Genomic DNA, 13957 nt, shown 5'->3' with positions numbered 1-13957 from the left:
GGCGCGCCGGGGTTATGGCTTAACGCCAGGCCCCGCGCGCATACTGCGGCGGATAAGGGTTGGCATTGCGTTCGCGCAGGGCAAACGCTGCTTTTTGCGGCCAGGACGGTTCGCGCAGAGCGGCCCGTCCAATGAAGATCAGGTCAGCGGACCCGTCGATCAGGATTTGCTCTGCCTGGTGAGGTTCGGTGATTAGCCCGACCGTACCGACTGCTGCCCCGGTGGCGCGGCGAATGTCGCGGGCGAACGGAACTTGGTATCCGGGGCGTGCAGGGATCGGGGCGGGAACGTTACCTCCGCTGGACACGTCAATGAGATCCACGCCCCGGTCGGTCATCTCCCGGGTCAGGATGATGGAATCTTCGATGTTCCAGCCGTCGGCATTCCAGTCGCTTGCGCTAATCCGGGCCAGGAGCGGCATGGCATCGGGCAGAACGGAGCGCACGGCCTCGACAATCTCTAAAGCAAGTCGCATCCGTTTATCGAGACTGCCGCCGTATTCGTCGGTGCGCTGGTTGGATAACGGCGAGAGAAACTCGTGGACCAGGTATCCGTGGGCACAGTGCAGTTCGATGACGTCGAATCCGGCGTTGACGGCGCGGCGGGCGGCCTCCGCGAAGTCGGCGACTGTTCCGGAAATCTCTCCGAGGCTCATTGTGCGAGGGGTGTGGTGTCCCTCGGCGGGAATGGCGCTGGGACCGATCGGTTGCCATCCGCCTTCTGACTCGGGTACGGATGGGTGGTCCGCGTTGTCGTAGGCGGGAAGCCAGGGCCAGGTTGATGCTTTGCGTCCAGCATGTGCCAGCTGGATTCCGACCGGAACCGATTGCGTGTGGCAAAAGTCTACGATTTGGGCCCAGGCGTGCGCTTGCGCATCGCTCCATAATCCGACGTCGCGAGGGCTGATACGCCCGGCTGGGGCAACGGCGGCGGCTTCGGCAATGAGAAGCCCGAAGCCGCCCTGGGCTCTCGCGCCTAGGTGAACAAGATGCCAGGGTGTGGGTATGCCGTCCTCGGTGTCGACGGAATACTGACACATAGGGGAGAGTGCAATGCGGTTGCGCAGGGTCAGGCCGCGCAGGGTTAACGGGGTGAACAATTCACTGTGAGCCATATCAGCAGTGAATCATGGGCGGCTGGGTTTGGTCTCGGGCACACCCCAACCCATTGTGCGGACTGTGGTGCATCGTAAGGACCCTGACCTGTCGTAAGAACTTGATCTGTCGTGAGGACTCTGACCTGTCAAGAGGACCCTGACCTGTCGTGAGGACTGTGGCTTATCGCGAGGACCGCGACGCATTGTGGAGACCATCACGCAATTGAAAGGGAGCTCCTGTAGTCTCTTCTGTGACCCAGGGCACGTGAGGTGTGGGGTGGGTGCGCTTTGCGGCGCCCGGCCCGGTCACGCCGACTGCCCAGGCCTATCTTTGAGGACTTGAGAGGAACTGTCATGGCCGACACCACCAGCGCGTCCGCAGCCGCATCGGGAGCTGATCAGCTCTCCTCTGAACGCAGGATCTTTGCCCCGAACTCTCTGTTTGTGCAGAATGCGAATGCGAGGCCATACCTCTACGACGAGGCCGCCCGCGACCGGCTGGCGTTCTGGCGAGACCGGGCATCACTGTTGAGCTGGGAGAAAACCCCGATGGAGGTGCTGGACTGGTCGAATCCTCCGCATGCACGCTGGTTTGCCGACGGAACATTAAACGCTTGCTACAACTGCGTTGATCGTCATGTGGAAGCCGGATACGGGGATCAGGCAGCTTTATTGTTTGAGGGGGAAGGCGGGGATACCCGTACGCTGACCTACCGGGACCTCATGGACGAGGTTGGTCGGATGGCCAATGTTCTGCGCGATCTCGGAGTAGAGACCGGGGACCGAGTTGCGATCTACATGCCGATGATTCCGGAAGCAACCGTCGCAATGCTGGCCTGTGCTCGTCTTGGCGCGCCGCACTCGGTGGTATTCGGAGGGTTTTCGGCTGCAGCGTTGCGCTCGCGGATTGACGATGCGCAGGCAAAGGTAGTGATCACCGCGGATGGTCAGTTCCGGCGCGGGCGCAGCCTCCCGTTGAAGAGCGCGGTTGATACGGCTCTGGACGAAGGTGGGAAGTCGGTGCGCAAGGTGCTGGTGGTGCGCAGGACAGACACCGAGGTGTACTGGGATCCTGAACGCGATGTCTGGTGGCATGAGGCCCGGGAGACAGTGAGCACCGAGTGTGAGCCGGTCTGGGTTGAGGCCGAGCATCCGCTGTTCATTCTCTACACGTCGGGAACGACCGGGCAGCCGAAGGGAATCGTGCACAGCACCGGCGGGTATTTGACCGGCGCGGCCTACACGCATCGCAATGTGTTCGACCTAAAACCGTCGCAGGATATCTACTGGTGCACGGCTGACATCGGGTGGATTACCGGGCATACCTATGTGGTGTACGGACCGTTAGCTAACCGCGCAACCCAGGTGATTTATGAGGGCACGCCGGACACTCCGCACCAGGGTCGTTGGTGGGAAGTTGTCGAGAAGTACAAGGTGAGCGTTCTATACACCTCGCCCACAGCGGTGCGCACCTGCATGAAATGGGGTGAAGAAATACCTGCGCAGTACGATCTGTCGAGCCTAAGGCTGCTGGGGAGCGTCGGAGAAGCCATCAACCCGGAGGCCTGGATGTGGTTTTACCGGGTGATCGGAGGCCAGCGGTGCCCGATTGTCGATACCTGGTGGCAGACCGAAACCGGTTCCATCATGATCTCGCCTCTGCCGGGGGTGACCTCGACCAAGCCGGGCTCGGCCCAGGTTCCGCTCCCGGGAATCTGCGCGGAGGTCGTAGACGACGCCGGGGAGCCGGTTGCAAACGGCGAGGCGGGATATTTAGTGCTCACCGAGCCGTGGCCGTCAATGCTCCGCGGAATCTGGGGTAACCCGCAACGGTTTGTGGACACGTATTGGTCGCGCTTTCCCGGATACTACTTTGCAGGTGATGGGGCGAAGAAAGATGAGGACGGCGATATCTGGCTGCTTGGCCGGGTCGATGACGTGATGAACGTGTCGGGCCACCGCCTCTCGACCACGGAGATCGAATCTTCCCTAGTGGCGCACCCGTGGGTCGCTGAGGCTGCGGTAGTCGGCGCCAGTGATGACACGACAGGTCAGGCGGTGATCGCATTCGTGATTTTGCGCGGAGATGCTACTGACCGCCTAGAGGACGAGGGTGGAAGCGACGCGGTGGCCGAGACCTTGCGTCAGCACGTCGGCGCCGATATCGGTCCCATCGCGAAGCCGAAAAAAGTGCTGCTGGTGGGCGAATTGCCGAAGACGAGGTCCGGCAAGATCATGCGCCGTCTGCTGCGCGATGTGGCCGAAGACCGTCAGGTTGGTGATACCCAGACTCTCGCCGATAGCGCGGTGATGGACCTGATTCAGCAAGGCCTGAAAGCAAAGAAATAAAAGTAAAGAAATTAAAAGACCAGGAAGGGCGAGCGCGCCGTACGGTGCCTTGGCATGTCACCGTGCGGTGCGCCGATCTCACTCGAGGGACACCGAAACCTCACCTGTTTTGGTGTTGAGGGTGACCGGGATCCCGGACGGCGAGGACGGCACACTATTGGTGGTCGTCCCGCCGAACGTGGTGGTTTTGACGCGGTACTCATGCCCGGCTGGCAGCTTCGCCGCGAGATCCCCCGTTTGAGAGCCGAGGGTGACCTGGGCGGGCACGTGGCCCGACGCATCTGTGAGCTGCACCGTGACATTGCCAAGTAGCGATACAGCGCTCACAGCGCCCACCGCGTCTGCGTGACGGATAACGATGTCGCCGCTCTGCGAACTTACCTGAAGATTCTCGAATGATCCAGACACGTTGATATCGCCATTTTCACTGATCAGATGAATGTTTGAGGGATGGTGGGTGGGTATAAGCAGAACGATTCCCCGGGTGACTGTTTGTCGGCTGAGCCCAATGAGGTTAACGCTTCGCTGGTAAGGGACGGTGGCGGTCACGGTTGCTTTCTGGCCCTTTTGGGTGACCTCGATGTGGGCGCGTGCGTTCGGTGCACCGTCTTGAGGAGTCTGGATGTCATCGGCCGAGCGATTGTGCGGGATGAAAACCAATACCGGGTGGTTGACCGCGGGGGAGGGGCGTACTGCTATTTCGCGGTGATTGGAGTGCACAGTCAGCTGCTCGGTGCCCGCCGGAAGATTGGTGACCGCTGGGACCTGCGGAAAGGCGCGCATGTTCTCAGATTGGAGTATCGATCCACTGCTGAGCAGGCCCACCAATGTCGCTAGGCACATGGCGGCAATTGTGATCAGAGAGATGCGAACTGCCTTTGCCTGCGGAGTGGGAATCGATATGGTTCGTGCCGGAATCTGCTGCGTTCTCAGTGGGGTATGAGGGGGCCGGGTGCGTGGCATCAGGACTCCAGATAGCGTAAAACCGCCATGACGCGACGGTTTTCGCCCTCCACATGAATCAGGCCTAGTTTTCCAAACAGTGATGAAATGTGTTTCTCAACTGACCCTTCGGAGATGAACAGTGCCCCGGCAATCGCGGCATTAGATCGACCCTCAGCCATGAGCTGGAGGACTTCGCGTTCACGCGGAGTTAATTGATTGAGGCCGGAACGCCGGCGTGAACGCACCAAAATCTGGTGGATGACCTCGGGGTCCAACGACGTACCCCCAGCTCCTACGGTGTTGAGAATTTGGAGGAAATCGGCCACGTCGGCTACCCGGTCTTTTAAGACGTACCCGAGTGCGCCGGGAGAATCGGCGATGAGTTCAGAGGCGTATCGCTCTTCGACATACTGCGACAGCACCAGCAAGGCGACGCCCGGATTCTGGGCACGGATCAGCAGGGCGGCACGAATTCCTTCATCGGTGAAAGTCGGTGGCATGCGCACATCCACAATGGCAAGATCTGGCGTCAGCCGCGACACCGCGTCTAAGAGCCCGGTGGCATCGGATACGGCTGCAACGACTTCGTGCCCGGCATCGCTGAGCAGACGTTCCAGGCCGGCGCGGAGCAGGACCGAGTCTTCGGCAATGACGATTCTCATGCGGGACGCTCCTGGGAGTGGTGGGTGCCGTCGTCGGTGTGGGCGGGAGATGCCGACTCGGCGCGAGGGCTTGTAGAAATAGAGGCGGGCACAAATGCGATCAGGCGGGTGGGGCCACCCGGAGGACTATCAATGCGCAAGGTTCCGCCAGCTGCGGCGACTCGGCTGGTCAGACCGCGCAACCCCGTCGATGGACCGTCTGGATACATCTGGGCTCCGCCTTGTCCGTCATCGCACACCACGACCTCGACCGTGCCGTATCTCGGCCCGGGAAAACAATCCTGTGGGTTTTCAGCCCTGCGCCTAGCTTCGGACATGTTTCGCTGATTGTCCGCGTGATTGTGTCCGGGGTCAGGCAGCCACCGGACATAGACCTGCGCTCGCTGGGCCGAGGAATGCTTAGCAATATTGGTCAGCGCTTCAGACACCACGAAATACGCGACCGCTTCTTGTTCACGCCCCACACGAGTGGGAAGATCAACGACCAACTCACACGGCACGGGAGAGCGGGCCGCAACCGCCGACAGTGCGGCGTCGAGGCCGCGATCGGTGAGCACCGCCGGGTGTATTCCTCGAACTAGTTCCCGCAGGTCCGTGATGGTTGCTTTCGCTTCCCGGTGCCCCTCCTGTAACAGGGCCTTAGCTGCGGCTGGATCGGTGTCAATTTTGGCCGTGGCCATTCCCAGCGTCATGGCCAGGGCCACAAGCCGCGGCTGCACGCCGTCGTGAAGGTCTCGTTCGATGCGCAGACGTTCTTCTTCAGCGGCATCGACCGCACCTTGCCGCTGCCGGGTCAGGTCAGCAACCTCGTGTCGCAACCACTCCGCTTCGGTGCCGGGGAGCATCGCCCGGTCAAGCTGTCGATCACCGAATGCAGCAATACATAAAAAGATCACTGACAGCAGCATCGCCGCGATAGCGGTGAGCGCAAGGGACGTGGTGGCCATGCCGTATCCAAATATGCTGACATGCGTCTGATGCCAGGCGGCATCACCAAATTCCCACGCCACGAGCAGGCAAAAAAGGCTGAGGCCCGAACCTAAGGCTCCGAGAATAAGCTTGAGGTGGTGGTGGAGGACCCCACGCCAAAACCACCACGACATCACATCCAGTGCGAGGGTATGGGCGAGTCCAGGCAACCCGGTCAGGGTGGATCGCTGCATCGGCGGAACGTGCAGCGTTAAACGGTGGACGGCAACCGCCCGCATTCGTTCCGCTGGAATGATTGCCCGCATCATGAGGACCCACAGCAGAATCAAGAATATTCCCGATCCCAGGGCTGGAACGGTGCTAATTCCGACGATCAGTAGCGTGGGTGATAACCACAGAAGGACCAGGGACAGCAGCCCCGAAGCCACCACATTTGCGCAGGCTGGAAGCGGCGCAAATCGAGGAGCCTTGGGCAGCGACATGACACCAGCCTAGAGGTCGCATAGCCGTCTCGACGCGTGGTCCGCCTCCGTCTTTTCGTGGGGGTTTCCCCGGGGTGCGCCCGCACGTCGCATGGGTAAGGAACAATGGAGCGCATGACTGAGAACACGAATCCCTCCGCCGAGGGTGTTGAACCGGGCCGTGAGCATCTGAGTGGCGACGCTGCCGCTCATGCCGATCAGGGGAGCGAGAGCGCGACGAAGCACTCTTCTGTTCAGCACACAAACCAAATCATTGAACAAGGCGATACCGTCGCGCGCACAATTGCGGAACAGACTGCCAGCGGACAGCGCCGAGCGACGTTGAAGGACGTGGCGGCTAGCTTAGGAATTTCCACCGCGGTGGCTCTGCGTGCTCTGCGCGGGGAATCTGATATCACCCATAAGCTGGTTAGTCGCGTTCACGATGAGGCTGAGCGACTGAACTTTCCGCTCGAGGAAGTATCTGCGGAAGAGGACCGCAACGGTGTGGTGGCCGTCCTCGTGAACACGATGCGCAATACCTGGATTTCTGATCTGGTGCGCGCTATTCGCATTGAACTGTCGGCAACTGGCCGCTCGGTGGTGGTGGTTCCCACCCGTCGGCGGCTTCCCGAGTTTCCCATTGCCGCGGACACCGAAGCTATTGAAGCAGTCCGCAAACTGGGTGTGGACGGCTTTGTGATGGTCTCGGAGCTGTCGGATATCGACACCATCTTGGACTGCGTTGGTTCGACCCCGATTGTGAGCATTGGCGGGTCGAAAGAGCGGACCGGTTCTTATGACACGGTTCGCATTGACGATGAAACCGGCCAGGGCCTGATCGTGTCCCACCTGGTGAGCCTGGGGCATCGCGATATCGCCCATGTGGGTGGGGTCGGTTCCGAGGTGGCTAAGGAACGGGCTGAAGCATTCCGCAAAGCCATGGAAGTGCACGGACTGACCGATCATGCCCGGGTCGAACCCGCGGACTTCACCGAGCAGGTGGGCCAGACCGCAGGCTCCATGCTGCTTCGTGGATCATCCGTTCCGACTGCGGTCACCTGCGTCAATGACCCGGCCGCGGTGGGTGTTTTGTCTGCGGCCAGGGATGCTGGATACGACGTACCCAGTGAACTGGCGCTAGCTGGCTACGGCAACACCTCGCTGGCCGCCTCAGGAGCAACGGATATCACCAGCATTGACCCGAACTCGGATCGGCTTGGTGCGCTAGCAGCGCAGTTCCTTGTGGAACGGATCGGAGGATTTGCGGAACCTCCGCGCGATGTCGCGGTTGCCCCGGAACTGGTGATCCGCCGTTCAACCTCGGCAGGTCCGCGGCCAGCCGCTCCGCGCCGTCAGCGGGTTCACATTGACTGATAGGCTCTCATCATGATCGATACTTCGCAGGGGAGTACGTCTGCTCCCGGGCATAAGGCTCCGACCTCAACCCAGCGCAGCATTGGTGAGCTGGTTGGATCCATTCGCGACGAGCTCGTCGGCGTTGTTCACCAAGAGATTGCCATTGCGAAGAAGGAACTCAAAGCACAGGCGATTAAAGCCGGTATTGGAATCGTAGGATTCCTGATTGCTTTGTTCCTCCTCCTGAGCGCCTATGTGATGTTGCTCTTCGCTGCGGCCTGGGGCCTTGTAGCACTCGGGTTGCCGCATTGGGCAGCGTTCCTCATCATCGCTGGTGTGTTCATTGTGTTGTCGCTGATCGCAGCGCTCATCGGGTTAAACCGGGTGAAGGCAGTGCGGGCTCCGGAAACCACGATTCGCACTGGCAAGAGTGCCGTGAACGCGCTCAAGGGGACCGGGAGCTCCAATTCCGTCTCCTATGACGACGTGTTTGAGGATCTTTACGGTAAGCAGGTTCCGAACTCGAAATAGTTGAGTCGGTTGTGCGAATACGGTGGCATCTGAACAGGCTGCGTATTCCCCTGCCTTAGAGTATCCCTGGCGTCACCGGTGGGTGAGCGCGCACGGCGTGGGTTTTCACCTAGTGGAAGTCGCTCGGCCATGTGACCCTTGTGGCAACCGTGCACCGGTGGTTTTGTTGCTGCACGATGCGCTGCAAACCTGGTATGCCTGGCGGCATGTTTTGCGTGCCCTGCATGATCGGGGTGTTCATGCAGTGGCGGTTGACCTCAAGGGATGCGGGGAATCTGACCGCCCACCGAACGGCTATCACTGGTCTGCCCTGGTTACTGAACTCGATGCCATTGTTCGGAGCATTGGGGTTGACGGGGCACTTTATGTCGGCAGCGGAGCCGGGGGATTGATGGTTCATGCCGCATGGGCGCACGCTGTGCCGACGCTGCGTGGCGCGATCTGTCTGGCTGCTCCGCGACCTGGTGTGCGCGGGCAAGCTCGGCCCCGGGCAACCTGGGATTACCTGCTGCTTGCCCCGTGGCGTCGGCCCAGTGCAGCGCTGGAATATGGAGACTTGGGGGAGCGGTTGCTGCGAGGCTGGGCAGGTGATCGTGAGGGATCATGTGAAGCTGTGACGGCGCATGCTGAGCATAAGACGCATGCTGAGCATAAGACGGATGCTGGGAACACGGCGCATGCTGAGTACATGGCAGCGCTTCAGCGCCCCCATGGCGGGCGCGCCCCGATGCTGTATGCACGGAGGTATTTTCGTGCACTGCACGGTGCGACTGGGCCTTCGCTCAGGAGGTTTTCCGTGCCCTGGCCGTCGCCGATGGCGTTTTATAGCCGAACAGCAAACAGCGTGTGTGAAGAGTTGGCAGTGTGGGCAGGGCGAGCGGGCGCGCCACCGCTGATCCGCGGGTATGGTCGGGAGGACCCGCTGCTTGTTCCCCGCGGTGGCGATGATGATTCTACAAACCAGCAAGTGTGGGCAGCGGAGGCGGAGCACTATCTCGAGCTCTCCACGGTATTGCCGGGTGGGCACTATCCAGCGGAACAGTGTCCTCATGCGGTGGTTCAGCTCATCGATGAGGCGATGGGCGCCATCGCATGCTGAGGTATCGACGTGTTGATACGCCGATGCCTATCCTGCGCTGTCCGACGCACACCGATAACACCCTGGCTGAGTCGATTAGGCTTAGCCTGTGACCTTGCACCTGTATGACTCTGCCACGCGCACGACCAGCCCCTTCACGCCCTTACGCGAGGGTCGAGCAAGCGTGTATGTTTGCGGTCCGACCACCCAGGGAAGCCCGCATCTGGGGCACCTGAGGACACTGCTCAGCTTCGATGTGCTGGTGCGCTGGCTCGAACGCAGCGGCTACCGCGTGACCTACGTGCGCAACGTCACGGATATTGATGACAAGATCCTCGCCAAGGCCGCTGAAAATGACGCCCGCTGGTGGGCGTGGTCGTTGCGGCATGAACGGGAGTTCTATGACGTGCTAGATCGTTTGGGGTGCCGTCGTCCCGATTATGAGCCGCGCGCCACCGGGCATATCCCGGAAATGATCGCGTTTATGCAGCGGCTGATTGACCGGGGGCATGCCTATGCGGACGGTGAGGGCAGCGTCTATTTTGATGTGCGGTCGTTGCCGACCTACGGTCAGCTCACCCGGCAGGATGTCGAGGCGATGCAGGACAACGGCGAAGAATCGGCAGCGGGCAAGCGGGACGCCCTGGACTTCGCACTGTGGAAACAGGCGAAAGTGGATGAGCCAGAGGACGCGTCCTGGGATACCCCGTTCGGACGGGGGCGTCCGGGATGGCACCTGGAATGCTCAGCGATGTCGCTGAAGTACCTGGGGGAGTCCTTCGATATTCACGGCGGCGGTCTTGACCTTCGCTTTCCTCACCATGAAAACGAACAGGCACAATCCCATGCGGCGGGGTATGGCTTCGCACAGCGATGGATGCATTCCGGTGTGCTCACCGTGGATGGCCTGAAAATGGGTAAGAGTCTCGATAACTTTGTGACCGCCGGTGATGCGCTGGGCAGCCATCCAGCACCGGTGGTTCGACTCGCCCTTGTGACCGGTCATTACCGGGCTGTTGTCGAATACAACACCGACGCCATTGGCGAGGCGCAGACGGTGTGGTCGCGTTTTTCTGCGGCTGTTCAGCGCGGTTACGAGCGTCTCAGCGGTGAGAGGGTCGCGACCGGCGCAACGGGGGATATAACGCAACCGCTGCCGACCTCGGCGCTTTGCGGGACTGAGCTTCCCGCTGATTTTGTCGCCGCTATGGACGATGATCTAGGCAGCCCGGGTGCTTTCGCGGTGATTCACCGAGAACTAGGTGCGCTCAACGCGCTGATTGCGGACACGTCGGCGCCGGCGGAAGACATTGCCCGAACACTGCACAGGTTGCGGGCCATGTTGGATGTTTTCGGGCTCGATCCTCTCGATCCAACCTGGGCAGTCGACCACGGCGACGATAGCAGCCACGACGCCTTGGATGCTCTGGTTCGCGGACGTCTAGCAGAGCGGGCTCAGGCGCGTGCGGAGAAAGACTGGGCTCGCGCGGATGCTATTCGAGATGAACTCACCGCCGTCGGGATCAAGATTGAGGATAGCCCGCAAGGTGCACGCTGGAGCCTGTCCTAAATCCGGATGTCCTCATCCTGCGCGGCTAAGCCCGATGTGAACTAGCGAACTGCGCAGTTGTGTCGTGGGAACTGTGCCAGATCCCCTATGGGATCACGGCTGCTGGGCCCAGATATCCCAGTACCCTTAATCCAGGGCTATGCAGCACACCCGCTAGACGGCGGTACGGCGCGTGCCCACGAAGAACGTCAACCAAGGAGCCATGATGGCAGGAAACTCCTCACGACGCGGCGCGGTTCGTCGCACTAAAAAAGCGCGCAGCGTGGGCTCAGGGGGAGTGCGTCGGCGCGGCCTTGAAGGCAAAGGGCCGACGCCAAAGGCAGAGAATCGCCCCGGTCACAAGGCCTATCGGAACGCAGACGGGTCCGGTGCTGGGCGCACAGACCGACGTGATTCTCAGCGCGCATCCGAGTCGGTGAGAGGCTCCTCCGCGGGCGCAGGACGAAGCCGAAGAGCGGGCAGCGATACCGAAGTGATCGCCGGTCGCAATGCGGTGCTGGAGGCGCTGCGAGGCGATGTTCCGGTGGTCTCACTCCACCTTGCACACCGCATTGACGTCGATGATCGGGTGCGCGAGATTATGCGACTTGCCGCAGAACGTCGTCTTCCCCTGATGGAAGGGACTCGCACAGATCTGGACCGGCTTTCGGACGGAGCGGTGCACCAGGGTGTGGCGCTCAAGATTCCGCCGTACCGTTACGCGCATCCTGACGATCTGTTGACTCGTGCGCAGGAAGAATTTGATGAGCCGTTACTCATCGCCCTCGACGGAATCACTGATCCTCGTAACCTGGGTGCTGTGTTGCGTTCGGCAGGAGCGTTCGGTGCGCACGGAGTCGTGATTCCTGAGCGCCGCAGCGTCGGCATGACCGCGGCAGTGTGGAAGGTTGCGGCGGGCGCCGCAGGCCGGATTCCGGTTGCCCAGGTGGTAAATCTGACGCGTGCTCTGCAAGACCTGAAATCACGCGGAGTATTTGTGGTGGGTTTGGATGCCGGGAGCAGTCACACGGTACGTTCCTGCAGCCTGAGCACAGGGCCGGTGTGTCTGGTGATCGGATCAGAAGGTAAGGGGCTGTCCCGTCTGGTGCGCGAAACCTGCGATGAGATTGTCTCCATTCCGATTGAAGCGGCGACCGAATCACTGAACGCGTCGGTGGCGGCAGGGATTGCGTTGTACGAGTTTGCCGCCGCGCGCGCTGAGGCGGGTCGCGGCTGATCTATGGAGCGCAGCTCGACGGGGCCTCATGGCGTGGTGGGGAGACGGCCTGAATCCGGACGAGTAAACCGCAGCTGATCACGTCCATGGAGTATTCCGGGCGGGTACCCATCCACATGGGTGTCCGCCCGGACTATGTGTGCAGTGGCCCTTGTCAATCCGTGCGTCGAGGCCACCGCGAGAACATCATCCGCGGTGACATCCCTTCCTGCGACTAAATGCCCAGGATAGGGATGGCTGAAGTCTCCGACGTAATGAGCGATTTTTCGTCAGGCCGGTGCATGAGCACCTCGGCGATATAAGACTTCACGGCTTCCGCCATCGGAACATCATGGCCCCGGCGCTGCGAGAGATACCACCGGTGTTCAAGCAGCTCATGGTAGAACTCAGGGGCCTCTAACTTGGCACGCATATCGCGCGGTATTGCCCGGACGGCGGGCTCATATTGGCGCTGCAACCATTCATGCGCGACAAACTCTTCGTCCTCGGCCTGCTGATCAGTAATTGCGCGGTAGTGGTCAAGGTCGTTCAGCAGCCGACGCGCCTGATTTTCCTGGGCGTCAATCCCTGTCAAGCGCATGAGCCGACGCGAATGGTGGCCCGCATCAACAACTTTCGGCTGGATAGAAACCGTTGTTCCGCCCAGGTCGGTGGTGATTTCCAACTCGCCCACATCAAAGCCGAGTTCGTTTAGACGTTCAATACGGGCGGAGACCCGCCACCGTTCCGTGGAAGAAAAGCTCTCACGTTCGGTGAGCGCCGCCCACAGTTCCCGGTAGCGCTCAACCAGCATGTCTCCCACCTCGACCACGTCAACCTCTTCGTCGACGAGTTCACCGGCCTGAAGGTCCATCATGTCGCCGATGATGTTTGTGCGGGCGATATCGAGATCGTAGGCACGCTGACCGTCAGTCAGTTTCTCGTGGAAGGTGCCAGTTTCAGCGTCCACCAGGTAGGCGGCAAAGGCCCCGGCATCCCGCCGGAACAGCGTGTTTGATAGGGAGACGTCGCCCCAGAAAAACCCTTCCAGATGCAGGCGCACTAACAATACGGCGAGTGCGTCGATCAGGCGGCGCGCGGTGTCAGGCCGAGATATTTGGGCAAATACCGCACGAAATGGCAGAGAGAATTGCAAATGCCGGGTAATCAGTACGGCATCTAAGGGTTCCCCGGTGGGAGTGGTCCGACCAGAGACCACCCCGAACGGTTCCACACTGGGAATTTCCAGCTTGTTCAGAACGCGTAGCAGATCATATTCGTTCTTCGCCAGGCGATGATTTATTTCCTTTAAGGCGAGTACCCGATGCGACACCCGAATAAAGCGCACGACATGCCGGGAGATGCCACGGGGAAGGGCTGCGAGGATGTCCTCTGGCCAGTCCTCTAGCGGGATGTTCCACGGCAGATCGAGCAGCGCGGGGTCAGCGCGGGCCGTGGTGATCTCAAGAGCCGACATGTATATATTCTTGCATCGCACCGATGTGAATGCGCGATCTGGTTCGCCACGATTTTTCGCGCGATGGTCACAGAACCCAGATCGTTCCCAGATTGCTGACGACGGAGATTTACGCCTCCCATTTCGGCGCGACTGGGCGTCTGATCAGGGGGTTTGCGGGGATGATCGGGGGGCCTCGAGCGGCCCGCTAGAAGGGAACGGGCGCAAATCTGCGGCTCAATAGCGCGCAGGGCACGTCACCGAGATGGTGACGTGCCCTGCATCTGCTAAGAAATTTCACACCGCTAAGGTGAATCCTTCACTC

Annotated in this window: 11 protein-coding genes; 6 read left to right on the top strand and 5 right to left on the bottom strand. The window is 60.7% G+C overall.

The window, feature by feature from the left end; all coding sequences use genetic code 11:
* Positions 1–19 precede the first annotated feature (19 nt).
* Positions 20–1114 carry an NADH:flavin oxidoreductase/NADH oxidase gene (locus tag BN1724_RS04535; protein ID WP_058234411.1) on the bottom strand — a complete coding sequence of 365 codons (1095 nt, stop codon included), beginning with the start codon at positions 1112–1114 and terminating at the stop codon, positions 20–22.
* Between the two features lie 336 nt (positions 1115–1450).
* Here BN1724_RS04535 and acs point away from each other — a divergent pair, with 336 nt between their 5' ends.
* Positions 1451–3445, top strand: a complete 1995-nt coding sequence (gene acs / locus BN1724_RS04530; protein WP_058234410.1) for an acetate--CoA ligase — start codon at positions 1451–1453, stop codon at positions 3443–3445.
* Between the two features lie 78 nt (positions 3446–3523).
* Here acs and BN1724_RS04525 read toward each other — a convergent pair whose 3' ends face one another.
* Genes BN1724_RS04525 through BN1724_RS04515 form a run of 3 tightly spaced genes read right to left on the bottom strand, consistent with a single transcriptional unit; the run spans position 3524 to position 6464 of the window.
* Entirely contained in the window at positions 3524–4408 is an 885-nt protein-coding gene (locus BN1724_RS04525; protein WP_058234409.1) for a DUF4097 family beta strand repeat-containing protein, read from the bottom strand.
* Entirely contained in the window at positions 4408–5052 is a 645-nt protein-coding gene (locus BN1724_RS04520) for a LuxR C-terminal-related transcriptional regulator (protein ID WP_058234408.1), read from the bottom strand. Before BN1724_RS04520 ends, BN1724_RS04525 begins: the two co-directional genes overlap by 1 nt.
* A complete protein-coding gene (locus tag BN1724_RS04515; RefSeq protein WP_058234407.1) occupies positions 5049–6464 on the bottom strand; it encodes a sensor histidine kinase in 1416 nt (471 codons plus the stop codon). Before BN1724_RS04515 ends, BN1724_RS04520 begins: the two co-directional genes overlap by 4 nt.
* Before the next feature lie 114 nt (positions 6465–6578).
* Here BN1724_RS04515 and BN1724_RS04510 point away from each other — a divergent pair, with 114 nt between their 5' ends.
* The 5 genes from BN1724_RS04510 (at position 6579) to rlmB (ending at position 12197) form a co-directional block, all read left to right on the top strand.
* Positions 6579–7820 carry a LacI family DNA-binding transcriptional regulator gene (locus BN1724_RS04510; RefSeq protein ID WP_084253097.1) on the top strand — a complete coding sequence of 414 codons (1242 nt, stop codon included), beginning with the start codon at positions 6579–6581 and terminating at the stop codon, positions 7818–7820.
* A gap of 12 nt (positions 7821–7832) precedes the next feature.
* Positions 7833–8333 (top strand): phage holin family protein, encoded by a 501-nt coding sequence (locus BN1724_RS04505; protein ID WP_058234405.1) that lies wholly within the window; start codon positions 7833–7835, stop codon positions 8331–8333.
* Between the two features lie 157 nt (positions 8334–8490).
* The gene (locus BN1724_RS04500; protein ID WP_058234404.1) at positions 8491–9432 is read left to right on the top strand and encodes an alpha/beta fold hydrolase; all 942 of its coding nucleotides are present in this window, start codon (positions 8491–8493) and stop codon (positions 9430–9432) included.
* An 88-nt stretch (positions 9433–9520) separates the two neighbouring features.
* A complete protein-coding gene (gene cysS / locus BN1724_RS04495; RefSeq protein ID WP_058234403.1) occupies positions 9521–10981 on the top strand; it encodes a cysteine--tRNA ligase in 1461 nt (486 codons plus the stop codon).
* A gap of 205 nt (positions 10982–11186) precedes the next feature.
* A complete protein-coding gene (gene rlmB / locus BN1724_RS04490; protein WP_058234402.1) occupies positions 11187–12197 on the top strand; it encodes a 23S rRNA (guanosine(2251)-2'-O)-methyltransferase RlmB in 1011 nt (336 codons plus the stop codon).
* A gap of 214 nt (positions 12198–12411) precedes the next feature.
* Here rlmB and BN1724_RS04485 read toward each other — a convergent pair whose 3' ends face one another.
* Entirely contained in the window at positions 12412–13653 is a 1242-nt protein-coding gene (locus tag BN1724_RS04485) for a DUF4032 domain-containing protein (RefSeq protein ID WP_058234401.1), read from the bottom strand.
* Positions 13654–13957 lie beyond the last annotated feature (304 nt).

Origin of the sequence: Devriesea agamarum (assembly GCF_900070355.1) — a bacterium.
Lineage (GTDB): Bacteria > Actinomycetota > Actinomycetes > Actinomycetales > Dermabacteraceae > Devriesea > Devriesea agamarum.
Note: the sequence above shows the minus strand (reverse complement) of the source record. Positions and strands in the feature narration are given on the sequence as shown.